Below are 25,111 nucleotides of genomic sequence, written 5' to 3'. Positions count from 1 at the left end.
TTTATTTTAATGCCCATGGCATTTTATAAGCCTTTTTACTTAAGAAAAAGACCACAATGAATAATATAAAAAATGTAATGGTAGTTGCCTGTGCAGCACCCACTAAACCATTAATATTAATTAAAATATAATTCAGACCTAAATTTAACACAGCCGAACCAAGAGTTGCAAACGCAATCCAATTTGTTTTTTTTAAAAAAAACAAATAGTTCACGACCATTTTATACATTCCGTTAAAAGCATAGCCCATTAAAATCCATAAAACAACTTCTGCTCCCGAAGTAAAAGCATCGCCTATAAAGTATTGGTATATTATGGGAGTCGCAAAATAAAATATGATTACCATAATTACAAGCAGCACAAAGTATCCATAAGTAATCTTAACAATATTAAGCTTTTCTGCCTCATTATCATTCTTCAACTTTTCAAAAAAGAAGGGAACCCATGCCTGATTGAACGAGTTTTGTAGTAAAGCTATTACCATACCTATTTGATATGCTACGGAATAAATCCCGACATTATCTAGGCCAAGTATAAATAATATAAAGAAACGGTCAGAAAAGCCTATAATATGTCCTCCTAAAGAATGAAAAATTAATGGTAAACTAAACGATAATATTTTTCCTTTATAATTCTTGTTATACCCATTTTTTATAAGATATCCTTTTTTATAAATAATTACAATAGCAATCATCCCAAAAAGAACAGCCATTGCAAGTTGTGGCAAAATTCTTCCCTCCCAGCCCATATTAAAGCTTACAATTAAAAGAATAGATAACCCTAAATCTGCCAATGTTTTGGCAATTCTAAAAAACCCAAATTTAGCCGTACTATAGGAGACCCGCCATAATGTTAGTAAAATTTCCGCCAATTGGGTAAACAAGGTGTAAACCATGGCAAAAACTATTATTAAGGGAGGAATATTATATGATAGAAAAAAATCTTGCCATGCTAAAGAAATAAAAATGGAAGCAAACAAAACTAGTGAACCAAAGCTTGTTAGAATTAAAAAAACAGTTGTTACAAATTTAGATAAATCTACCTCCTCAAAATAATATCTACTAATAGACTGCACGACGCTTAAACCTATTAATGGAGTAGCTATCATTGAGATATTATAAAAAATATCGACCACCCCATAGTCTTCGGGACTAAGATAAGTGGTAAGTAAAGGTAAAAGCAAAAAAGGTATAGCGGAGTTAATAACATTAAAAAACGTGAAGAGCGAAATGTTTTTAACTAGTTTTTTATTCTTCATTATCAGCTTTTAAAATCTCATTTTTTAATACCATATGAACATTAGAATAAAAATCTCTCTCAAAGAAGGTCCTTGATTCTTTGATAATCTTTTCCGAACTGTAAAACTTGTGAGTTCTCAGTTTATTTACGAAATCTTCAGCTGTATTACAATAAATAGTAATACCACTGTCATTTAAAACTTTACCATAATAATCCGAAGACCAAGACTTGTAATCAAATAATATATTAGGCACACCAAAACAAGGTGCCTCTATAGCGCAAGTTGAGTTTATAGTTGCATGAACATCTGCCTTCTTAAGGCATTCATAAACACTAAAATTACGCTCAATAACAATATTTTCAATTTTTGAAACCTGATTATATAGTTTGTTGGTATCTCTTGGCACTATAACATAAAGAACTTTTTTATCAAGAGAAGCCGCTTCAATTATAAAACTGAACATATACTCCTCAAATGGTTCCTGTAGACTAAACATGACCAAAGCATCAAATTGTTCACCTTTTCCAGAAACTAAATACTCCGTAGGAGTATTAATGGTTCTATCCAGAAAATCATATCCAACAGGAAAAACATTATTGGTGTCTATAAAATAATTGCCTTTAATAAATACTTCTTTTTCCTGATGCCCAAAAGTCAATAGATAATCTGGAAATAATTTATATCCATATTCCTTGTTTACATTATATGCATTATGAAATTTGTTTATAACTCCGTGCTGTATCTCTATAACAGGAATTTTGTGTTTTTTAAGTCCTTTAATAAAGCCCATAGATGAAGCGGCATAGATAAAAAATACAGCTCTAGGTTTGACGAAAAACAACAAAAATCTAATAAAATTATACTGTGCAATATGATTACGAATTAATTGAACATAATCAATTTGAATGTTATTTTCCCTAAGGATGTCTATTATAACTTCTTCTCCTTGTATCTTTATTTTATTACCAACAAATATTTGAAACAATCTTGTTCCCGCAAAAAAAATAGTCTGACTAAAAATGTTTTTTGTTTCTACTTCCCGTCTAGGATAGTGCTTACCTTTAGGATATGGGTTTTCAATCACTACTGATTGTTTACAGTCCTTAACCAAGGAACCTATAATTCTATCAACATATATATCCCCTATTTTTTTCTTCGATCAGAGGATGAAAAATACCAAAAGTTAAATTTACCCAATCTCAATAAATTAGACACTCCGTAAAACAAGGTAACAAACAACCTCAAAACCGTGGATTTATCTAAATTAACAGTCCTGGATTTAAGGCCGCTTTTTTTTCTTATTTCTTCATTTATCTTTAATCTTAATACAGGCCATATACAATCTCCATCAACCTTGATTGATTGGGTATTGTACATAAGCTCTATGTCTTGCAGACTATTACTATTGCAGTTATCGCTCATTAAAACTTTTTATGAATTGTTTTTTTTGTGTAATTGAAAGCATCACAACAAAAATTGAAAAAAACAAAACTCCTCTTTCCCGTTGTAATAGACTTTCAAAAAAGAAATTAAATATCATAAAGGTTAGAAAAAGAACAGAGAGAATATCTCTGTTTTTAATTGCGCGTATTAGACCAATCGCCAATGCAGAAATAAATAGAATTAACACCAACAAACCATTGGATAATAAAAAATTTAAGTATTCATTATGGCTATTTTTATTTCTAAGACCTTCGCAGGTAGAAAAACTGTAAAAGTGAATACAATTTTCATTTAAGGCTTTAAATACACTACCCGTACCATATCCAAATGCTAACTTTTCTTGTGCAGTTACTAGTGAAAGATACCAAAGATTGAGTCGTATTCCGGTTGACTCTTTAACTTCATCTCCTCCAATAACAACTTTATTCATAGAAGATACCATCTGTTGCGTCCGGGTAACTAACACAGGGTTCATAAATAACATTACACTCCCTCCCATTAATAATATGACCAAAAAATAAATGTAATTTCTATGTTTAGTAATAACCGCCTGATAAATTAAATAACCCGTTATAATCAAAAGAAACGAAAATATACCCGCTTTACTTGAGGTAAAAAACAATCCCACAAACAAAAAAATGGAAAGCCCTATTCTGCTAAATTTGGAAAAGTGATTTTTACTATTTTTTGTAAAAATCAAAAAGAATAGCGCCAAGGATAAGTATAAAGAGAAATAGGTTGGGTGTAAATCCAGAAATTTAGAAAATTCATCATAAAAAAATATACTATGCTTTCTAGATAATTCATCCACAATATAGGTGGTCCCGCTTTGGTAAAACCTGTAAGCCGCATTCAAAAATGCCAACCCTAAAGTAATCAGAGTACCGTACACAAAACTGCTCATAAAGTCGTCCCGGTCTTTCCTAGAAAACACACTACTACCCAAAAAAATTGGAAAGATAAATAAGGAAACTTGAGTCTGGATTTTTGAAAGACCAGTGTCTACGTCAATGCTATATAATAAACCTATTAGCAGAAATACGTAAATTATTATATAAATAGAGAAGTCTCTATATCCTTTAATTACCCTGAAATCTATTTTTCTAATTTCCCATAAACATAGCAGAATAAAGAGTATGGTTAGTAGAGTTGAAACTTTAGGAGCCAACGGGATTGAAAAAAAAAGTGCTAAAAGAATATACTTCTTTGCCCTTTTCAAATTGAGATTATTGAGTCTATCTAACATTTTCTTTAAAAAAATCTAATGCATAGAACAAGATAAGAAGATAGAAATAGTTTGACCAAGCACCTGATAATAATGTGATTGAAATAAGGCAGCTAATAAAGAAAAGAAAGACCATAGGTTATCATCATATATGCTTTCTTCTGCGGCCTTCACTATTTTCATTATAAATAATGCAATAATACCTATTCCGAATAGTCCCATCTCGGTTATAATTTGCAACGTAAAATTGTGCATACTAAGGGCTGTATATTTTTCAGTTCCCGGGACTACAATTTCCTTCATCATTGGTAATGAATTGCCTGGACCTATTCCCAGACAATAAGAGTCTAAAAACTCTTTTATTCCTAAAATTACGGCATTTGATCTGGCATTAAAAGTACCAATATGTAAGAGTGGCTCCCTAAGCCATATATGTTCTGTTAATCGAGAGATAAAATATTCAATTGTATACTCGCCTTGAATGCTATAACTTTTCAATAAAAAAAGAACTACAATACCTATTATGGCTAAAAGAATAAAGCCTAAATACTTTACTTTTAATAGTTTGTTCTTTAAAACAAACATTCCAGCAAAGAAAACTATTAAAGAGAAAACTGCCAATTTAGCATCATTATAAATCATTAAATAAGTTGCTACAGCAATCCAAAGATACTTTGCATATCCCTTTTCTCTTAAAAAAAACAATGGTGCAAAAATTGCTAGTACAGAAGAATACTCATTCTCATTCCAAAAAAAAATATTAACTGCTGGCAACCTATCCTGTGTATTAAAATATACTCCCCCAAAAAAGAGCTGTATTAAACCAAGTATTATGATTGTTTTAAAGAAGCCCGAAAGAAATTTGTACATGGGTATTGCCCCACAAATTTTCAAAACCTCCTTGTAGTAATAGAAAAAGAAGAAGACAGTTATGTAATATAAATTGAAAATTAAATCGAAATTATGAAATCTAGAAAGATATGATACTATTAGCGAATAGAGTAGGAACAGTACAATAATTATAGAGAGTTCAATTCCCTTTTTTACATTTACTATAAATAACCACAAAAACAAAAATGGGAGTAATACTCTAAATAGGGTAATATTACTTTCCAAGGAAGGTCTTAGAATTGTGCTCATCCCTGCTATCAACAAAACTACAAAGTGGGTGATGACCGTAACCCTGTGTTTTTTAATACTAAGACCTTCAATAAACGTCATAATGAAAATCTATTGTGCTATTAAGTCACTTTGCAACGGAGTGCCCTTCTCTGCGGACTCGGAGAACTTTTTACCAAGAATGTCCTTATAGTATTTGGGATGCATACCTATGCCCGGTCTAACAGACCTAACATTATCTTCTGTAATTATATCTCCTTTAACAACATCTTCTATAATAAAAAGAGATCTTGAAAAATACCTACTTTTCTTTTTCTTTTCCGTTAGGTCGTAATCTACTTTCCCCATCATTTTTTCGGCCATTCTTACAGCCTCAACCATTTTTTTGAATTCCATTTCATCAAGTGAAAAATGTGCATCAGCACCCCCTATTGATTTGTTTAAAATAAAATGCTTTTCTATTACTTTTGCCCCCAAAGATACAGCCACTACAGGAGCTTCTATGCCTAATGTATGATCAGAAAGCCCTGAGTTAACCTTAAATCTTTTTATTATGTCTGGTATTGTAATTAGATTTGCGTCTTCCGGATCTGCCGGATATGCAGAAGTACATTTTAGAATGGTAATATCATTATTACCTTTCCTTTTACAGGCTTCTATCGCTAATTCTATATCTTCTAATGTAGCTATCCCTGTTGATATAATCATAGGTTTTCCTTTGGAAGCCACATATTCAATCAATGGAATATCTGTTATTTCAAAAGATGCAATTTTATAGATAGGAGCGTCCAATTTTTCTAGAAAGTCTACAGCCGTTCTATCAAAAGGAGATGAAAAACATATTAATCCTTCTTCCTTTGCAACCGCAAATAGCTCTTCGTGCCATTCCCAAGGAAGTGAAGCTCCCTTATAAAGGTCATAAAAGTATTGCCCATCCCAGGCTGTGCCTTGATTAATTTTGAAATTATCGTTCCTAACGTTCAATGTTATAGTGTCCGCCGTGTAGGTTTGTAATTTTATGGCATCAGCACCAGCTCGTTTTGCCGCTCTAACCGTCTCTTTGGCAATACCTAAATCGCCCCCGTGGTTAGCTGACAATTCGGCGATAATAAAACAATTTTCAAATTCCATGATTAGCGTCTAATTTGTAAACAAAACTTATTTCATTCATGATTAATTTCTCTTCAACTAAATAGTAACCTGCTTTTTCAAATGCTTTAACTGAAGCGGTATTTTTCTTCTTAATATAAGCAAATATAGGTTTGTCATAATTAGAAAAATAAAGTTCCGCAGATTTGAGCAAAAAATCAGTAGCTAGTCCTTGCCCTCTAAATTCTTTTTGAATAGAAACACCTACAATACTCATTTGATTTTCTACTTCATACCGTACTACACCAGCGGGAATATCATTGACCTCAGCAATTAAAAATAAACTGTTTTTATCAACCATTTTCTTTTCAAACCAAGCGCTATGGCCGGTAAATGAGATTTGTTCAGAATTAAAAGAATTTTTTCTAACCAATTCATCATTTGACCATTCGTAAGTTAATTCTAAGTCTGTTCTAACTGCCTCTCTAAAAGAAATGTTTAAAGAATTAATTAACCCTAAAATCCTTATATCACTTTTACCATCAAAAAGATTTTTTTGATTTTGTATAGACTCTAATAGATTTGGTTCACTAAGTAACCCATTCAACTTATCTTCAAAATCCCTAATGGTATATTTTGTAAAATCTCCTGCCTTATATAATACGTTTTTAGAACTCATACTATTATAAATTCCTTCTTGATTCTTTACATAATACCCACCAAGAATCGGCATTTTAATAGCACACAATTCATAAAATATTGTGCTTGTTGGTGCAACGGCAAAGTTACAAAGATTCATTACAGCAACTAGGTCAGTTTCGGATAGACCGTTATAAAGGTTGAGTTTTTTGGAATGCTTTTCTTTGAAATCATAAATTTCCTGTTTGTCATAGGCCCCTCCTAAAACAATGTGTATTTCTCTAATCTGATCTATATTAACTGCTGCTATGGCTACTTTTAAGGACAAATCATATTTATCCGCTCCGCCAAAACAAATAAACAAGGAGTCTAGGGTACCAGCTTTTATACTTTTTTTTGCTTGGGTCAAAAAGCTTTGCCGTAATAGAGCGTATTTCGTACCAAGACCAAATTTTGTATAAGTTTCACTTAGAAAAGCTTCTGCTTCTATATCAGGCGCATGATTAATTACTATATCGGCATACATGTGGGATTCAACTAAATCATCAATATATACTAGTTTAAATTCTAATTGTTTTATCTGTCTTTGGTAAGAACTATTAAACTGATAACCATCTGCTATCATTACATATGTAGATGCATCAAAATTTTCAGCCAACCACTCTGCTTCATTACTAATTGAAACATTATTAGGAATTAGGCTTACATTAAAATTTGATGGAATTGCCTCCACCGTAGAGTCGTTTCTAGTTACAAAAACAAACGTATAATGGTCTTTAAGCATATCTACGACAGCAAATAAACGGTATAAATGACCTAGTCCCGTTATAGAATTTCCATCTGCCCTAAAAAGGATTTTTCTTATCATTCTTTTTTTTATAAGCGAAGTTTATAAAGCAGATAATGAAAGTTAACAAGCTCTACTTCTATAGCTTGTTAGGGTTTTTGCTTTTCAAGGATAGATGCAGATGTATGCAATTCATATTTTTGCAAAATCTGAATTGCAAAATCAACCTCCATCTTAGCGTCTTTAAACTGCCTCTTTTGTATATTGTTTTTATTGGCCTCAAACAGGTAGGGGGCCTTAGTATAAACTGCTTGAACCAATTCTAACCCCCTTAGTTGATGTTTTTGACCAAATTGTAGTAATGATGAGGTAACTAATAAATCAGAGGCGTAATCAACAGTTAAACGCAAGGTTTTAAAAAAGCTGCTTACAGTTGGGTTAAACACTCCTTTCTTATATTTCTTATTATTTCTAATAAATAGCGTAACATGTTCTCTATCACTCAATGTGAGTGCTTGATTCGTTATTTCAAGTAAAGACTGAGCCTTAACAACCTCAAAATTCATTCCTGTAGGTAAGGTATCAGTATTGGTATAATCATTTCCTTGGGCCTGATGATAGCTTATTGTTTTATCTAAGGTGTTAATGTCAACAATTGGGTTATCAGCTGTTAGCCTAACTACAGTATTATAATAAACATCTTTAAGTATTGAAGTAAACCTGCTCAATACATCATCCTCTTCTCCTCTAAAACAAGCTATACTATTTTTTGAACAAAAATCTTCCAGTAAGTCGTTTTCCTTATTTTTTGAGGTTGCTAAAACAATTTTCCCAAAGTGTTTTGATTTCCGCAATTCTTCAATAACCCACATAAGTAATGGCTTATCTCCCCATAACGGCAGTGGAATTAAAACTTTACCCGGAAGCCGGCTAGATTGCATTCTTGCCTGAATAATAAATATAGCTTTCTTACTTTGATGTCCATCCTCCATCCACTACAAAATTTTGACCTGTTATATAGTCTGCCGCGTTTGATGCTAAAAAAACAAAACAACCCGCCAAATCTTCAGGTAAGCCTACACGGCCTAAACAAGTTTTTTCTGCCAAAGCTTTAACAAACCCTTTATCCTCCTTCACTTTATCTGAGGGAAAAGGACCGGGAGTTACTGTATTCACTTTTATATTATATTTTCCTAAATAGCTAGCATAATACTTTGTTATCTGAATAACGCCTGCTTTTGCTGCCCCATAATGTGGAGGATTCAAGAACTGCGGATATTCATCGTAAACATCGAACTGCGGAGCTACCACTCCATACATAGAAGATACATTTATAATCTTTCCGCCTTTGTTTTTCTTAAAATAAGGTATTACCTCCCTAATGGCTCTAAATACACTATTCAAAGAGCCATCAACTCCATAAGACCAATCCTCATCGGACATTTTTTCAGGAGATTGACCTTTACTATAAAACGCATTATTAATTAAAACATCTATTTTACCTTCTTTTTCATCAATACTTTCAAAAGCCTGTTTAATTGATTCAGTTGAGGAAACGTCGCAGACAAAAAAATTAATACTGGAATTTATTAAACCATTCTCGTCATTAAAGGCCTCCTTAAATTTTTTCTCACTTCTCCCTAAGACATACACCTTGGCACCATGGTGAGAAAGGCTTAATGTAATAGCACGGCCAAGAAAACCATACCCTCCAGAGATTAAAATGACTTTACTATTAAGATCGAATGTTTTTATCATAATTATCTGTCTTTAGGCCACAAAGAGGGCACTAAAATCTTTTCCTGAACCTTAGGTATATGTGTTTTTATGGGCTCTGTAAAACTTACATTTTCAATATTTTGGATAAGTTGATTTACATTTTCGACTCCCACAACAACAACGTCTATAAATTCTTTATCCAATACATAATTTAAAAGTCCACCAGACAAGTTCTTTCCAAACTCATCTTGTAAATCACTTATTACATCTTTCACAGATTCAAAATACAAAGGCAAATTTTTAGGTTCGATAAAAAAGAGACCTTGTAAGAAAGTAGACCGCGTATGTATTTCACAACCATTATTCTTTAATTCTACGATATGACTTTCGAATCTTCTATCAAATAAATTATAAGGCACCTTATGGACTAAATCTGGCACCATATCTTTTTGTAATAATAAGTCTAACTCCTCAAGACTATTCAAAGAATATCCTATTTTTTCAACTTTGCCTAGGTCTTTCAGTTCTTCAAGTTCAAACCATTGTTTGGTTTTTTTTAAAAGCTCCTCTGGTCGGTGTGCTAAATAAGCATAAACATTTTTCAAACCAAGGTCTTTCAAACTATCCTCTAGTTCATCTTTAATAGAACTATTGTTTGGAGGCATAAACTTTGAAATTACTCGAAAGGAAGACAAATCAAACGAGCCCAACACCTTCTCTGCATTCCCATATGCAGAAGCCGTATCTATGTAGGAGATACCATTGTTTTTGGCATAACCCAAAATCTTTTCTATCTCTACACTGCTAGTCTTTCCATTAGTGTTAGAAATTCCATAATCAATACCAAACTGTACTGTGCCTAACCCTAATTTATTATACGCCCTTTTCATAAAATTCAAATACCTGCGATATTACATATTGCTGCTCTTTTGATTCTAGGGTAGGATACATGGGTAGACTTATGCATTTTTTGTAATAGCTTTCAGCTTGTGGCAAGTCTCCTTCTTTCCATTTTTGATCTCTATAATATGGCATTAAATGACATGGAATGTAATGTATTTGCGCATATATCTTGTGCTCTCTCAAGTAGTTATACAATCCTGTTCTGTCATCTACTTCAATAACGTACAAGTGATATGCATGCCCATTTATAACACCCGATTGACCTTTTACATATTTTTTGTCACGGAAAGCATTCTGATATACCTTGGCAAGTTCTCTTCTACGTTCTATACCTTCTTCCGCTCTGGAAAGTTGAGAAAGTCCTAAGGCAGATTGAAAATCCGTCAAACGATAATTATATCCTAAAGTTTGCATTTCCATATACCATCCATGATACTCTGAAAAACCCGATTGTCCAGCAGCAAAGTCGATGCTGTTTTTAAAGGTTTCACTATCCTTGGTTATTCCATGCGTTCTTAACATAAGTAATGACTTATACAATTCCTCGTCATTAGTAGTAATCATACCTCCTTCACCTGCTGCAATATGTTTTACAGGATGGAAAGAAAAAATAGCCAAATCTGCAAATTTACCATTACCACACTTTTGTTGCACACCTTTACTATCTTTAAAAAAACCTCCTTATGCATGACATGAATCTTCTATAATCCATAGACCGTGTTCCTTAGCTAGTAACGAGAAAGCTTCCATATCAACGCTTCTACCAGCAAAATCAACAGGAATTATTCCCTTATACGTGCCTTTAGGAGACGCCAACAACAACTCTTCTACTTTATTTATATCCAGTAGATAAGTTTCTGGATCAATATCAGCAAATACGACCTCTCCACCACAATACCTCACACAATTGGCAGATGCTGCAAAAGTAATTGGTGTTGTAATTACTTTATCTCCCTTTTGCACTTCTAATGCAAGCGCGCAAAGGTGCAGAGCAGCTGTGCCATTTGCTACGGCAACCGCATATTTACTGCCAACGTAATTTGCAAAAGCATTTTCGAATTCTAATATCTTAGGACCCTGTGTTAAGTAATCTGATTTTAACGTAGCTACTACCGCATCAATATCTTCCTGAGAAATATGTTGACGGCCATATGGGATTGGTTTCATCATAGTGTAAAAGTTGAATCTACATGTTCCTTAATAAGTTCTCTTAAGCCCTGTACACTTTCCCATTCGGTGTTTTCACCGGAATTATAGCTAAATCCTTGTGGAACTTTTTTAGCTTGAAATTTTTCTAAGTAGTCTTCCAATTTCCATTGATGCGTTACCGGTAGAATTGCATAATAATGCCCTAAATCATATGTGTAAAATGAATCTGACGGCGTTATCATTTCTTCATGAATTTTCTCCCCTGGACGTATTCCAACCACAGGTTTCTCACAATCCGGACCAATTGCCTCGGCAACGTCTGTAATACGATAAGAAGGTATTTTTGGCACGAATAATTCTCCGCCCCAAGCCTCTTTTAATGCATACATAACCATATCTACTCCACCTTGCAAAGAAATATTAAACCGCGTCATATTTGGGTCCGTGATTGGTAAAATACCCCATTTTTTTTTTAGAAATGAAAAATGGAATTACAGAACCATTTGAGCCCATTACATTTCCATATCTAACTACAGAAAATCTAATTGGACTGTCTCCTTTAATATTGTTTGCAGCAACAAATAATTTATCAGAAGTTAATTTCGTAGCACCATATAGATTAATTGGAGCACAAGCCTTGTCTGTAGAAAGTGCCACTACCCGTTCTACATTTGTTTCCAAACAAGCATCAACAACGTTCTGAGCTCCACCGATGTTGGTTTTTATGCATTCTTCGGGGTTGTATTCCGCAAGATGAACATGCTTCATAGCAGCAGCATGAATTACGTAATCTACACCCTTAAATGCTCTTATTAAACGGTCTCTATCTCTTACATCTCCTATGAAATAGCGAATTTGCGGATATTCACTTTCTGAAAATTCTTGAGCCATTTGAAATTGCTTTTGCTCATCCCTAGAAAAGATTATCAACCTCCTTATTTCAGGATATTTTGATAGGATATGCTGCGTAAGAGCCTTCCCTAATGATCCGGTACCGCCCGTAATCAATAGGGACTTGTTTTTCATTTCAAATTTCATTTGTGCAGATATTAATTTAAAATTTTACGTTCTGTAAAACGATTTCTTGACTTTTCAGTTTTGTCTTATACTCAAACAAAGAAATAGTAATAGCCCGTGCAAACTTCAGTTTAGTTTTTATTTTTCTAGCAATCATTAAATCGTTTACCTCGTTCTTACCAATCTTAGCAGAATACGATTCAAACTTATATTTTAACCGGTCGGGGCTTAGCAACTGAATTTCATTATCTCGTGGATAGATAGCCACAACTATATAATAGTTTTTATAGTCGTTTATATTTTTTCCGTGGAAATCTGTATTTATTTTTAAACTAAATTCATTGGCATCTATTTTTTTTAAATAGATATTTCTAAAAATAAGTGATAAACTATCTTTTCTAAAACTCTCCTCTTTAACTTTGAATCTTAGTAAATCAGTGCTTTCATATTCAATAATCTCTTTATTTTGCTTTTCTCTTTTCTTGCTAAATGATTCACAGCCAAAATTAAAAAAAATAAAAGCAACAATTATTGAGAGGTAACCCAATTTACAAATTCCTTGAGTTCTAAGATTTTTATACAATGTTTATGAATTCAGATATGTTCAAAACTCTTCTCCTTAATAAAATGATATATGTCTAATTTATTTAAGTATGCATTGCTAAAACACTATACGCAGGCCTTTTGGCAAAAGTACGATAATTCTTCGCTTTCTCAAGTTTGACTTTGTCGGACAAATTGTTTTCCCTTAGAATTTTTTTAGCAAAACCATACCAACTTAGACTTTCCTCATCGGTGAAATGATGTATTCCATAACTCTTATTCTCTCCAGTGATTAAATCTAACACATGTTTCGCCAAATTTCCAGCATGGGTTGGACAACCTATTTGGTCATCCGTCACACTTAGGTTGGCTCCTTCTCTGGCTTTTTGAAGAATGATTTTATAAAAGTTTTTTCCAAATTCTGAGTACAACCAAGACGTTCTAATAATAAAATATGCATCCATTATTTCCTCTATATGCCGTTCTCCCATCAGTTTGGATGCCCCGTACACATTAATAGGGTTAGTGGGGTCACTAACTTCATATGGAGTACCTTTCTCTCCGTCAAAAACATAATCTGTAGAGATATGTATCAAAACCGTTTCTTGCTCTTTACAAACTAATGCTAGGTTGTTGACTCCTTCCGAATTAACTTTAAAGGCCTTTTCAGGTTCTTTTTCAGAGTTTTCTACATCTGTATAGGCCGCGCAGTTAATACAGTACTTAAACGCTCTGTTTGAAAGCCTTTTTTCAATTGAGTCAATATCAGTAATATCTAAATCTATTGAACTTACAAAAACAAAATTCAATTGAGGATAATCAGAGGCCAATTTCTGAATACTTTGTCCTAACTGACCGTTAGCTCCGGTTACGAGTACAGATTTCATTTAAAAAATTCTTTAAAAGTAGGAAGTTGATAATCCTTTTCAGAAATGATTGGAGTTGCGATAGGGCATTGCCAGTCAATCTGTAAATCTAAATCATTATAAATTATACCGCTTTCCGAAGCAGAATCATAAAATGCATCACATTTATACATAAATGTAGCTTCATCACTCAAAGTGACAAAACCATGAGCCATACCTTTTGGTATAAAAATAGATGTTCTGTTGTTACCGGATAGATTAAGTTTATAATGCTGGCCAAAAGTTTCGCTATCTTTTCTTAAATCTACAATAACATCTAAAACCTCTCCATGAACAACTTGCACTAATTTAGATTGAGCATGAACGCCTTTCTGAAGATGGAGACCCCTAATCACACCTTTTTTGGATACCGAGATATTGTCCTGAACAAAATTAATCTGCCCACCTATGGCTTCTTCAAATTTTTTCTGTTGATATGATTCAAAGAAAACTCCCCTATCATCTTCAAACAGTCTCGGTTGTATTATAAAACAACCTTTTAAACTGGTTTCCGTTATTTTCATGCTATTGTTTTCAGCAATTTATAGCTCTAATAAATAGTTTCCGTAACCACTTTTAACAAGAGGTTTGGCAAGTTTGTGCAATTGTTCTCTAGAAATATACCCCATGGTATATGCTACTTCTTCAATAGAACCTACTTTTAGACCTTGACGCTCTTCAATGACCTCAACAAATTGTGATGCTTGCATCAAAGAACTAAATGTACCCGTATCCAACCAAGCAGTACCCCGGTCTAAAATACTTACCGTCAGTTTTTTATCCTCTAAATAGACTTTGTTAATGTCCGTTATTTCGAGTTCCCCTCTAGGACTTGGCTTAATTTTTTTTGCAATTTCCACTACTTGGTTATCATAAAAGTAGATGCTATAAACCGCATAATTAGATTTTGGTTTATCTGGTTTTTCCTCAATTGAAATTGCCTTACCATTTTCATCAAACTCAACAACACCATATCGTTTTGGATCTTGTACGTGATAGCCATATATAATTCCTCCATCAGGATTATTATTGGCTTGAAGCAATTTTGCTAGACCAGAACCGTAAAATATGTTATCGCCCAAAATAAGAGCAACTTTATCTTTTCCTATAAAATCTTCCCCAATAATAAAGGCTTCTGCTAACCCATTCGGGTTCTCTTGTACAGCATATTGAAAATTGCATCCCAATTGATTACCGTTACCCAATAATTTTTTAAAAAGCGGGATATCTTGCGGTGTGGTAATAATTAATATTTGCTGAATACCTGCAGATAGAAGAGTGGCCAATGGATAGTAAATCATCGGCTTGTCATAAATAGGCATTAATTGCTTACTAACAGCCAAAGTAAGCGGATGTAAGCGAGTTCCTGAGCCTCCAGCTAAGATGATTCCTTTCATATTTTTAACTCTTCTGATATTTGCTAATATATGATGAGACCGTTTTCTTCAATCCTGAATCAAAATTGAACTGTGGTTCCCACCCCAATTCAGTTTTTATTTTATGTGCATCTATAGCATATCTAAAATCATGTCCTAACCGATCTTTCACGAACGTTATTAACTCAGTATAGCTTCCGCTTTCTCTGGGATGTACCTTATCTAAAATAGCGCATATTGTACTAGCAATTGAGATATTATTATGCTCGTTGTCCCCTCCTATAACATATGTTTCACCAGCTTTACCCTTGGAAAAAGCAACATCTATTCCTGTACAGTGGTCAAGGACATATAACCAATCCCTAACGTTCTTTCCATCTCCATAAATAGGAATCTCTTCTCCTGCTAATGCCTTTCTAATGATGGTTGGGATAAGCTTCTCATCATGTTGCTTGGGGCCATAGTTGTTAGAACAATTACTTGTAACTACATCTAATCCATAGGTATGATAATAACTTCTCACTAAAAAATCAGAAGCAGCCTTTGATGCGCTATATGGACTATTAGGTGCGTACGATGTATCCTCATTAAAAAAACCCGATTCCCCTAAACTACCATATACCTCATCTGTAGAAATATGATGAAAACGCGATGTTTCAAATCCCTTTTTTCGATTATTTGCTTCACTAAGCCAATGTTTTCGTGCTGTTTCAATTAACGTAAACGTACCGTTAATGTTCGTTTTAATAAATGCCTCTGGCCCCTCAATTGAATTATCTACATGAGACTCTGCCGCAAAATGAATTACATCTGAAATTTGATAATCAGTAAAAATAGAATTTACCAAGTCTGAATTGCATATATCTCCTTTTACAAACTTATATCGCTCGTTATCTTCTACTTCCTTTAAATTACTTAAGTTACCTGCATATGTAAGCTTGTCCAAGTTTACAACAGTAACTTCCTGATATTTCTTAAGGAAAAATGGAATGAAATTACTACCAATAAAGCCGGCCCCACCTGTAATAAGAATTGTTCTACTGGCCATATAAAAATTTCTATAATTGTAGCTCGCGAGCTTTTCTGTTTAAGAACCTAATAAAAGATATTATGAAAAACAAAATAACTAAAGCCATAGGTACCAAGAAAAATTTATTATTTAAAAAGGGCTTCTTAAAAACCTGAGTTTTACCCATATTAATAACACTAAGAATTTCGGTCTGCTCTGTAAGCTCTGACTTCTTTTCTTCAATTTCTTTTAGAAATCTATTTTTTAAACTGAGTAAGCTACCCATATTAAGAGCACTCTCGTTCTCCATATATACTGATCCCTGAGCTCTCTCTTTATTATCAGGTAAAAGCGTTTTCGTATAGTTATCTATAAGATTGTCAATTTGCGAAATAAGTAAGGTGTTCTTATCTATTCGAAATTGGGCGTTGTCCCTGTAAGTCTTTATTAGGTTGCTATAGTATTTATTATTATTAATATAATTTAGAAGTTTTTGCGCAACTAGATTGCCCTTTTTTGCATTGATATAAATGAAAGTAATTCGATGGGCGATAATACTCTTTTTAGTAAGTTCTGAGCGTACAATATCAACTACAAAACTTTCTTCTTTAAAATCCTGAAGTAACTTTAAGTATTGCAATTCTTGATCTGCCTCTTCCTTTGTTTCTTCTGGGTCAGAAATAGGCTGAATTTCAATTCGAAACCCCTTTAAGTCTTCAATAGAAATCCCAATCTCTGTAAAGAAAGTAGTGTCTTTACTACTAATATTAGATTGAATCTCATTTACAGCATCGTAAATATATTCCGTACTATCAAAATTCGGCCTAACAATGGTCTCAGTTTTTAACTTCTTGCTACTTAGGGTTCCTAAAACAAAGCTAATAACTATACCAATGACAAGAAGACCTATGAGTATAAGGGCATTCTTCTTGAGATATAGAAAAACACGTAAAAAAGCTACACCTAAGCGATTAAAACCATTTGATATCATCTTAAACAACTGCCCCAAATCAATTTCATCGGGGGTAGAGCTATTATTTGGCTTGTTATCTGTCATTTAACTATGAATTAAAAATCTGTTCTAATATTTTTTCGGTAATAAGGTAAGTAGGCTTTACTCCTGTTGTACCTAAACCGCCTGATGCCAAAGTGCTACCTGTTTCTAATGGATTATCAGAGGCATAATATGCATATCGCACCTTTATATCTTCCCGGACACTCTTACGTATCTTAGAAGCAGACTGTACTGCTTTTTGATAATGAACGCCCTCCATTTCAAGACCTACAACATTCCAAGTAGATTGGTGAAAGAACTTTAATACATCTTTGTTTTGCAATGATGTTCCTAAAACAGTAACCATAGTTCCTTCAAAAACTTTTAGGCCATGGCCCTCAAAATCTTGTGCGCACAATTCATTCTTGAACGGATAATTATCTGCGGTACCCTCAAAAATATGTGCAGAAGGTATCATTAAATCGCCTTTACCGCCTTCTAGTATACCTGCTTTCCCCATAATAGAAATGGAGGCTACATCTAGGAAAATAGATTCATCTCCCGTTCCTTTATATGGTTTTAGCAGTTCATCTATCGTTTCATAAGCTTGTTCACCACCAAAAGCGTAATCCATAACAAAAATTACAGGCTTATCCTTATCCTCTAGACCTTTGGGCAATTTATAACAACAAACATCCGAACCCATTTTTGCCGTGTCAAATAATTGTACGTCAATATTTGTTCCTGAAAGATCATCAATTGCTATCATTCCATTCTTGGTGGCAACCTTAGTTACTTTTGAGCGTAATTCTTCATTCGAAGACGAGCTTAAAGCCTCATATATTTTTAAGGATTCTTTATTGGAAAACTCTTTCTTCAGTGCATTTTTGGCAAAAAGGGTGTTCATAACACTGTGCATATTTGCACTAATAATGTGTATTGGACGGTGTATTAGACCATTTTTCTGTAAAGTTTCCTTTACTATGTCGGCCCAACGCTCTCCATGAATGTGATGACCAAGTCGTTCTCTAAGCAAAGCACTAAAAGTAATTGCCCTTTTCTCACCTGTTATTTCTTCCTCAATAGACAATTTACCCAACCAATACACTATTTCTAAAAAACGATCAGGCTGTTCTTTAGTTGAAAAATGTTTGTGAACAGCCATAATTTCGATAAAAGAACGACCCAAAATATTAGCTGTATGAATAACGGCTACCTCTCTCTCAGCTAAAGTTAATTCATCTTTTTGAATAGCATTTTCCAATTTAGCCCAGTCTCGAATAGTCTTATCGGTATCTTCAATTAAAACTCTTTTACAGATTTTTTCAGATTCAATAAACAGAAAGGTTAAGTGTGTAAGAATGTCATAGATATCCGAACGACCTCGAGTAATTTCGATGTTCATCTGCTCATCATCTATCCGATAACAGTTTCTACGACGTTTAGGAGGTATTATTGGCTTGAAATGTGATTTACCATATCCCTCATCTGAAGTCAGGTTAATAAAACGGCATTGTTCAATACCTTTTGGCAGACGTTCTAAAACGTATATCAGTCCGCTAAGCTCTGCTTTTTCTTCAGCAATGGAGCCGTAAATCTCTGGCCGCAATTGCAACAAAGCATTTTTTAAAGCTTCACCGGATACACCCGTTGGTTTATAAAAACCACGATTGAACAGATGTCTCATTGTTATATAAAGTCGCTCAATAGCACTAGTAGATTCTTGAGCGCGCGTAGTTGTAGTTGTATTGCTCATAAACAAATTTCAACCAAAATTACGATAATTTTTTCAGTAGTAGCGAATGAGATTTTTCTTGCCATTTTAATAATATCCTGCAGAAACAAGCAGAAACAAAAAAGACCTCTACAGAGGCCTATTTAAGTAAATACATTTTAAAGCAGTTTCATATACCTTTCTCCTAAATACTAGAGAACTACCTTATACTCGGATACCGACTTATTTTTTATGTATAGTAAACTAAACTGCAAGAGGGGATTGACAGCGTTTCTTAAAAATCGTTCAATTGAGTTTGAATGACGCCTAAAAAGGATACTCCAAAAAATTACTTAGTTTATAAACTGAATAATCTTATCAACCATCTTTGAAGCACTACTACCTTGACCATATAAGTTGATGTTGTAACTATGAGGTTGCTTCTCTAATTCATCATTAATCTTCGATAAATCTTGAAAAAGAAGAATATTTGCATGGTCCACTAGCGTCTCTTTCCACTCTGTTTCTTTGCGTATAGTTATACACTTCCTTTTGAGCCAATATGCTTCTTTCTGCATACCGCCACTATCCGTTATAAGACCTTCAGAATTTTGAAGATAAGCCAAATTAGAAAAGTAAGATTGTGGTTCTATAAAACAAATATTCATATAATCTTTAAGATTCAAACCATAACTAGACGCAAGGTTTTTTGTCCTAGGATGTAGAGAGAAGATGACCTTTTTATCAAGTTGTTCAAGTGTTTCTAAAACGTACGTTAACCTCTCTTTATCATCGGTATTATAGGGTCTATGTATAGTAGCGTAATAAAAGTTTTTTTCTTTTGGAGAGTGATCTCTTAATAAATCGTTTCCTGTAACATATTGAACCAAATCCTTCATTATATCACCTACCTCATAAACACCTTGCTCTACGCCCTCGTCTTTAAGGTTTTGCACAGCAATACCACTAGGAACAAATAATAGGTCAGAAATATGATCGGTAAGTACACGATTTACCTCTTCTGGCATTTTTTTATTAAAACTTCGTAAGCCAGCTTCAATATGAAATAAGGGTATGTGTAATTTTGATGCAACCAATGCGCCAGCTAAAGTTGAGTTAGTATCACCATAAACCACAACACCATCAGGTTTTGTATCTTCTATGATTTTTTCTATTTCAATCATCATTTTACCTGTTTGTTCGCCATGGGATCCACTTCCCACGTGAAGTGTAAAACTTGGTGGACTCATATTGAGCTGAGTGAAAAATATCTCGCTCATGTTCTCATCATAATGTTGCCCAGTGTGCACAGTTATAAGGTCTACTTTGCCCTTACATGCTAATTCAAATGGGAAATGCTTAATAAATTGCGGTCTAGCCCCTATTATAGCTACTATTTTCATGGAATGGTTTTTCTATTTTAATAGTGGGTGATAATCTCCTTTCACCCCAATAGGTTTTGAATTTCTAATATCATGGACAATTTCAATTGCAGTTCTTGCATCATCCAGCCCGTAACCCTTTCCAGCAAGAATATCCTTGTATACCATTGTATGTAAGTCTGAAAAACCTCCACTAAACTCTAACTCTTCATCATTAATCTTAATAGATCTAAAAGTAGTCTGCCCGGCGTCCTTTATTTCTTTTGGCAAATACTTGGAATTGATTGAGAGAAACCATTTTACCCTTGCATGCTCAAACTCTAAATAGCCAGCAGCATGGTCATTTTCATGAACATGTACTCTATTTTCCTGTACATCACCAAAAATCCATGACAGCATATCATAAAAGTGAACTCCAATATTGGTAGCTATTCCTCCCGACTTTTCCGCATTACCTTTCCATGAGGTTTGATACCAATGCCCTCTCGAAGTCAAATACGTAAGGTCTACTTCAAACTTAGTATCTTTCTTTGCTTGCTTTACTTTTTCACGAAGGGCTATTATACTAGGATGAACTCTTAACTGCAAGACATTATATATTCTTTTACCTGTCTTTTCCTCAACATGTTGCAACTTATCTACGTTCCACGGATTGAGCACCAATGGTTTTTCGCAAATGGCGTCCGCGCCACTTCGTAGCGCAAACCTAATGTGCGCATCATGTAAATAATTTGGTGAGCATATACTCACAAAATCAAGATAGGTGTCTGTCTCATATTTTAGTTTTTCAATATGGCGGTCAAAACGCTCAAATTCCACGAAAAAATCCGTGTCCGGAAAGTAAGAATCAATTATACCTACACTATCCCCTTTATCAAAAGCGGCAATTAAATTGTTACCTGTGGCTTTTATAGCCTTCATATGTCTAGGCGCGATATAACCTGCTGCGCCAATGAGTGCGAAGTTTTTCATCTAAACTGTTTATAGTTTTCGAAACTATATATTCTTTTGATTTTTATCACATGTATTTCGTCGATCCCCCTGATAAAATAGGTAAGACGTCTTTTTGGACAGTGAATCTTCTAATTTATTATTCAGAAATACAATATCTTTTTAAGATTTAGGAAGTTTATATCTAAGGCAGAAAAGTGTTGTAAATCGTAATTTATCTCTAATCCGGTTAAAAGAAGGATGCACTATTTTAAACGCTCAACAATATCATCCTTAAGCTCATACTCTTGACCACTTTCTGGACATAATGCGTAATTTTTTTCATTGAACTCCAAACGATGTCCATACTCACCGACCCAACCTATTTGTTTGCCTGGATTCCCTACAATAAGAGCATAATCCGGAACTTCTTTAGTAACCACAGCTCCCGCTCCTATTAGACAAAATTTACCCAAGGTGTTACCACAAATAATAGTCGCATTTGCCCCAACGGAAGCTCCTTTTTTCACAAGTGTTTTTTGGTAGCTGTCACGCCGAATAATCGCACTTCTAGGGTTGACAATATTTGTAAAAACCATTGAAGGACCAAGAAAAACATCATCCTCACAGATAACACCTGTATAAATAGAAACATTATTCTGAACCTTGACATTGTTTCCTAACACAACTTTTGGTGATACCACTACATTTTGACCAATGTTGCAGTTGTTTCCAATTTTACAATTAGACATTATATGCGAAAAATGCCATATTTTGGAGTCTTTTCCTATCACGCAATCATCATCTATTACAGCGCTTTCATGCGCAAAAAAATTATCGGAAGACATATGGTAAAGCTTTAGTATATTATTCTTAAAATTAGGATTAACGGAAACTGTAAAAGAAATCTTCTAAATACCAATAAGTATAAATTATTTCTGAAAAGAAGATAGCCCATCGGCTACTTTACGATCATTAGCCAACCTTTGAACTTTATTCTGTCCTCCCAATTTACCAATAGATTTCATATATGCATTAAAGCCTCCTTCTGCGATGCTAGTTACTTTTAATGTCTGAAGAACTTTTCCGTCAATCAAATCAAAATAATAACTGTTTTGCTTTTGAAGTGAATTATCAAGAAGATTTATAAAACTATCCATATCTGATGGTTCCTTTTCAAACTCTACAAACCATTCGTGATAAGGTAGTTCATTACCTTCAGGTGTAATCTGTGGTGCTACCGTAAACTCATTTATACTTGCGCCAGTTTCTTTTACGGCCAATTGCATAGCCTCCTCCACTTCCTTGGCAATTACATGTTCCCCAAAAGCAGAAATAAAATGTTTAATGCGCCCAGAAACAATGACTTTATAGGGCTTTAAAGAAATAAACTGAACGGTATCTCCTAAATTATATGCCCATAGACCCGCATCAGTAGAGATAATCATTACATAGTTTACATTAAGCTCTACGTCCTTAATTGTTAAGCGTTTTGGGTTTTCCTCAAAAAACTCATCCGCTTTTACAAACTCATAAAATATTCCCGAATTTAACAAAAGAAGCATTCCTTTATCTGTCTGGGAATCTTGATAAGCGAAGAACCCTTCACTTGCGGGAAACAGCTCTATACTATCTACTTTACGACCAATTAATCCTTCAAATTTGGCTCGGTAAGGTTCATAATTGACACCTCCGTAGATAAAAAGTTGAAAATTTTTGAATAGGTCTCCAACCTTCTTACCTGATTTATTTTCTAACTTTTCAAAATACATTTGTACCCAAGAAGGTATGCCTGCGATAACGGTCATGTCCTCATTCATAGTCTCATCAACTATGGTGTTGACCTTGGTCTCCCAATCGTCAATACAATTGGTCTCCCAGCTTGGCAATCGATTTTTTTGCAAATAATTAGGCACATAATGAGCAGATATTCCTGAAAGCCGACCTAATTTCACACCATTCTTTTCTGTTAATTCAGGGCTTCCCTGCAGAAAAATCATTCTTCCGGTAACAAAATCCGCATTACCAGTTTCATCAATATAATTAAGAATGGCATTCCTTGAAGCATTTACTTGATGCTTTATAGAGGTATTCGTGATTGGAATATACTTTGCACCAGAAGTAGTTCCTGAAGTTTTTGCAAAATACACTGGTTTTCCTACCAAAGAATATCTTCCTTACCAGCAACAACCTGTTCTACATAGGGTTTTAAAGCCTCATAGTCACGTATGGGAACTTTATTTACAAAGTCTTCGTGCGATTTTATATTGTCAAAACCATGGTCAACACCAAATTTTGTGGTACTGGCCTTTACAAGTAATTGACGAAACACTTTTTCTTGTGTAACTATAGGGTTATCCCGCCATTTTGCTGTTTGCTTAGCAATACGTTTCGCAAATATTTTGGCTCCTAGTGATTTTATTGACATAGAAAAATCAGGTATCAGTTAAAGTGCAAGTGCGCTTTTTTTCTTTTGAAAGTTAATTGGTTTAAAAGTGCACCAATTAAAAATCTATGTAATCTAAAGGGTTAACGGCATTACCATTACTCCATAATTCAAAGTGAAGGTGAGGTCCAGTTGTATATTCACCCGTATTTCCTACGGATGCAATTACTTCACCTGCCCTAACAACTTCACCTTGTTTTTTGTTCAACGAACCATTGTGTTTGTAAACGCTCAAAAGTCCGTCTTTATGCTCTAAAATAATAACATAACCGGTATCTGCCGTCCATTCAGAAAAAATTACGGTGCCATTTGCAACTGCTTTAATGGGTGTATCCTTGGGTGCGGTAACGTCTACTGCATAATGGCGTTTTTCAGGATTATAATTATTGGATATTTCTCCGCTCAAAGGTGGAAATAATTCAATTTCAGTTGCTGTTGCACTACGCTCAAAAAGATTGTATTTATCCTCTAAAGCAACTTCTGCCCTTAGAAGAGAATCTTCCTTTATAGGCGTTAAATCCACACTAGACGGGTCTATCTTAAATTGTTCTCTTAGCGAATCAAGGTTAATTTCCTGAGAAGCAACATCACCACGCAATACCATACGAATACTCTCTAAATACTTATTGGTATTATTTAATGAGGCAACCAAAGAATCTGTTTTATAAGTAAGATCTGTTGCTTGCTTTTTAAGCTTTGTACTTGAGTATCCCGGAATATATTCCCGTAACGGGGTAAAAGCAATAAGTAACGTGGTTAAGGCTATTAGGCCAATAATACAAAGTGAGCCTGTAACGAAGACGTTAAGACGACTTAACTTAAAAGAGATTTTCTCTTCAAAAGTAGATTCATTCAGAATAACCAAACGATACTTGTGAAGCAGTTTGCGTTTAATTTCTTTTCTCTTTTTGACTTTTTTCGCCATGAAGCAAATATAAAGGATGGAATCGGATTCTTATACCGTTGCTCTAAATTAATGATTCTTCCAAATACCATGGCAATCCATTCATCACATTTAAGAAAACCTGCCAAATTCTGTTAAAATAATCTGCAAGACTTTACATTTAAGCTTAACCAAGTGACTTTTTTAGTATCTTTGAATCTGTTCAAAAAATGAAAATATGACAAGTTTACAAATATTTTTAGCGATTGGCCCATGGCAAATAGGAATCGTTGTTTTAGTGGTTCTTTTATTGTTCGGAGGAAAAAAGATTCCGGAATTAATGCGTGGACTTGGTAGTGGTATCAAAGAATTTAAAGATGCATCTAAAGAAGACGATGCACTAGAAGAGAAAAAAGAATAGGTTTATACCTGATTTTTATAATCTATAACCCCTTGATTTACATCAAGGGGTTTTTGTTTTCTATGCTAATACCTTACGGTATATTTAATTTGTCAGATTTATCACACAGTTCATTCCTTGGTGAAGATTAAAAAATTCTTTACTTCATCATCCAAACATCACCCTAACAGGCATTCAC

The 25,111-nt window shown here is 34.0% G+C and carries 21 protein-coding genes and 3 pseudogenes; 1 reads left to right on the top strand and 23 read right to left on the bottom strand.

What is annotated here, in order from left to right:
- Position 1: 1 nt before the first annotated feature.
- The 23 genes and pseudogenes from Q5W13_RS08675 to Q5W13_RS08565 form a co-directional block, all read right to left on the bottom strand.
- The gene (locus Q5W13_RS08675; RefSeq protein ID WP_304446034.1) at positions 2–1,258 is read right to left on the bottom strand and encodes a lipopolysaccharide biosynthesis protein; all 1,257 of its coding nucleotides are present in this window, start codon (positions 1,256–1,258) and stop codon (positions 2–4) included.
- The gene (locus Q5W13_RS08670) at positions 1,248–2,324 is read right to left on the bottom strand and encodes a hypothetical protein (RefSeq protein WP_304446033.1); all 1,077 of its coding nucleotides are present in this window, start codon (positions 2,322–2,324) and stop codon (positions 1,248–1,250) included. Before Q5W13_RS08670 ends, Q5W13_RS08675 begins: the two co-directional genes overlap by 11 nt.
- Positions 2,325–2,651: 327 nt before the next feature.
- Positions 2,652–3,902 carry an O-antigen ligase family protein gene (locus tag Q5W13_RS08665; protein WP_304446032.1) on the bottom strand — a complete coding sequence of 417 codons (1,251 nt, stop codon included), beginning with the start codon at positions 3,900–3,902 and terminating at the stop codon, positions 2,652–2,654.
- 42 nt (positions 3,903–3,944) lie between these two features.
- The gene (locus tag Q5W13_RS08660; protein WP_304446031.1) at positions 3,945–4,778 is read right to left on the bottom strand and encodes an O-antigen ligase family protein; all 834 of its coding nucleotides are present in this window, start codon (positions 4,776–4,778) and stop codon (positions 3,945–3,947) included.
- Between the two features lie 360 nt (positions 4,779–5,138).
- Positions 5,139–6,158: a pseudaminic acid synthase gene (gene pseI, locus Q5W13_RS08655; protein WP_304446030.1), complete on the bottom strand. Its 1,020-nt coding sequence runs from the start codon at positions 6,156–6,158 to the stop codon at positions 5,139–5,141.
- Positions 6,148–7,623, bottom strand: a complete 1,476-nt coding sequence (gene pseG / locus Q5W13_RS08650; protein ID WP_304446029.1) for a UDP-2,4-diacetamido-2,4,6-trideoxy-beta-L-altropyranose hydrolase — start codon at positions 7,621–7,623, stop codon at positions 6,148–6,150. The genes pseI and pseG overlap by 11 nt, the downstream gene beginning before the upstream one ends.
- 68 nt (positions 7,624–7,691) lie before the next feature.
- Entirely contained in the window at positions 7,692–8,534 is an 843-nt protein-coding gene (locus tag Q5W13_RS08645) for a cytidylyltransferase domain-containing protein (protein ID WP_304446028.1), read from the bottom strand.
- Entirely contained in the window at positions 8,512–9,300 is a 789-nt protein-coding gene (locus Q5W13_RS08640; protein ID WP_304446027.1) for an SDR family NAD(P)-dependent oxidoreductase, read from the bottom strand. Before Q5W13_RS08640 ends, Q5W13_RS08645 begins: the two co-directional genes overlap by 23 nt.
- A gap of 2 nt (positions 9,301–9,302) precedes the next feature.
- Positions 9,303–10,151: an aldo/keto reductase gene (locus tag Q5W13_RS08635; protein WP_304446026.1), complete on the bottom strand. Its 849-nt coding sequence runs from the start codon at positions 10,149–10,151 to the stop codon at positions 9,303–9,305.
- A pseudogene (gene pseC / locus Q5W13_RS08630) lies at positions 10,135–11,331 on the bottom strand (UDP-4-amino-4,6-dideoxy-N-acetyl-beta-L-altrosamine transaminase). Before pseC ends, Q5W13_RS08635 begins: the two are co-directional and overlap by 17 nt.
- Positions 11,331–12,339 (bottom strand): annotated as a pseudogene (gene pseB / locus Q5W13_RS08625) (UDP-N-acetylglucosamine 4,6-dehydratase (inverting)). Before pseB ends, pseC begins: the two co-directional pseudogenes overlap by 1 nt.
- Positions 12,340–12,367: 28 nt before the next feature.
- Positions 12,368–12,877, bottom strand: a complete 510-nt coding sequence (locus tag Q5W13_RS08620) for a hypothetical protein (protein ID WP_304446025.1) — start codon at positions 12,875–12,877, stop codon at positions 12,368–12,370.
- A 100-nt stretch (positions 12,878–12,977) separates the two neighbouring features.
- A complete protein-coding gene (gene rfbD, locus Q5W13_RS08615) occupies positions 12,978–13,760 on the bottom strand; it encodes a dTDP-4-dehydrorhamnose reductase (RefSeq protein ID WP_304446024.1) in 783 nt (260 codons plus the stop codon).
- Complete coding sequence (gene rfbC / locus Q5W13_RS08610) at positions 13,757–14,302, bottom strand: dTDP-4-dehydrorhamnose 3,5-epimerase (RefSeq protein WP_304446023.1); 546 nt, start codon at positions 14,300–14,302, stop codon at positions 13,757–13,759. The genes rfbD and rfbC overlap by 4 nt, the downstream gene beginning before the upstream one ends.
- An 18-nt stretch (positions 14,303–14,320) precedes the next feature.
- Positions 14,321–15,175 carry a glucose-1-phosphate thymidylyltransferase RfbA gene (rfbA, locus tag Q5W13_RS08605; protein ID WP_304446022.1) on the bottom strand — a complete coding sequence of 285 codons (855 nt, stop codon included), beginning with the start codon at positions 15,173–15,175 and terminating at the stop codon, positions 14,321–14,323.
- Between the two features lie 4 nt (positions 15,176–15,179).
- Positions 15,180–16,202, bottom strand: coding sequence for a dTDP-glucose 4,6-dehydratase (gene rfbB / locus Q5W13_RS08600; RefSeq protein WP_304446021.1), 1,023 nt, complete (start codon positions 16,200–16,202; stop codon positions 15,180–15,182).
- 10 nt (positions 16,203–16,212) lie between these two features.
- Positions 16,213–17,220, bottom strand: coding sequence for a hypothetical protein (locus Q5W13_RS08595; protein WP_304446020.1), 1,008 nt, complete (start codon positions 17,218–17,220; stop codon positions 16,213–16,215).
- 4 nt (positions 17,221–17,224) lie between these two features.
- On the bottom strand, positions 17,225–18,913 hold the full coding sequence (locus tag Q5W13_RS08590) for a DUF6909 family protein (protein WP_304446019.1): 1,689 nt from the start codon (positions 18,911–18,913) through the stop codon (positions 17,225–17,227).
- A gap of 311 nt (positions 18,914–19,224) precedes the next feature.
- Positions 19,225–20,274: a non-hydrolyzing UDP-N-acetylglucosamine 2-epimerase gene (gene wecB / locus Q5W13_RS08585; RefSeq protein ID WP_304446018.1), complete on the bottom strand. Its 1,050-nt coding sequence runs from the start codon at positions 20,272–20,274 to the stop codon at positions 19,225–19,227.
- A 12-nt stretch (positions 20,275–20,286) separates the two neighbouring features.
- Positions 20,287–21,225 carry a Gfo/Idh/MocA family protein gene (locus Q5W13_RS08580; protein WP_304446017.1) on the bottom strand — a complete coding sequence of 313 codons (939 nt, stop codon included), beginning with the start codon at positions 21,223–21,225 and terminating at the stop codon, positions 20,287–20,289.
- A gap of 224 nt (positions 21,226–21,449) precedes the next feature.
- A complete protein-coding gene (locus tag Q5W13_RS08575; RefSeq protein WP_304446016.1) occupies positions 21,450–22,031 on the bottom strand; it encodes an acyltransferase in 582 nt (193 codons plus the stop codon).
- A gap of 84 nt (positions 22,032–22,115) precedes the next feature.
- Positions 22,116–23,611 (bottom strand): annotated as a pseudogene (locus tag Q5W13_RS08570) (GH3 family acyl-acid amido synthetase).
- 76 nt (positions 23,612–23,687) lie between these two features.
- Positions 23,688–24,554: a M23 family metallopeptidase gene (locus tag Q5W13_RS08565; protein WP_304446015.1), complete on the bottom strand. Its 867-nt coding sequence runs from the start codon at positions 24,552–24,554 to the stop codon at positions 23,688–23,690.
- 196 nt (positions 24,555–24,750) lie between these two features.
- Here Q5W13_RS08565 and tatA point away from each other — a divergent pair, with 196 nt between their 5' ends.
- Positions 24,751–24,933: a twin-arginine translocase TatA/TatE family subunit gene (gene tatA, locus Q5W13_RS08560; protein ID WP_155595309.1), complete on the top strand. Its 183-nt coding sequence runs from the start codon at positions 24,751–24,753 to the stop codon at positions 24,931–24,933.
- Positions 24,934–25,111: the final 178 nt, after the last annotated feature.

The organism is Zobellia laminariae (assembly GCF_030553095.1).
GTDB classification, from domain to species: Bacteria; Bacteroidota; Bacteroidia; order Flavobacteriales; family Flavobacteriaceae; genus Zobellia; species Zobellia laminariae.
The sequence above is the reverse complement of the archived record's forward strand: the minus strand, read 5'-3'. Positions and strand labels throughout refer to the sequence as shown.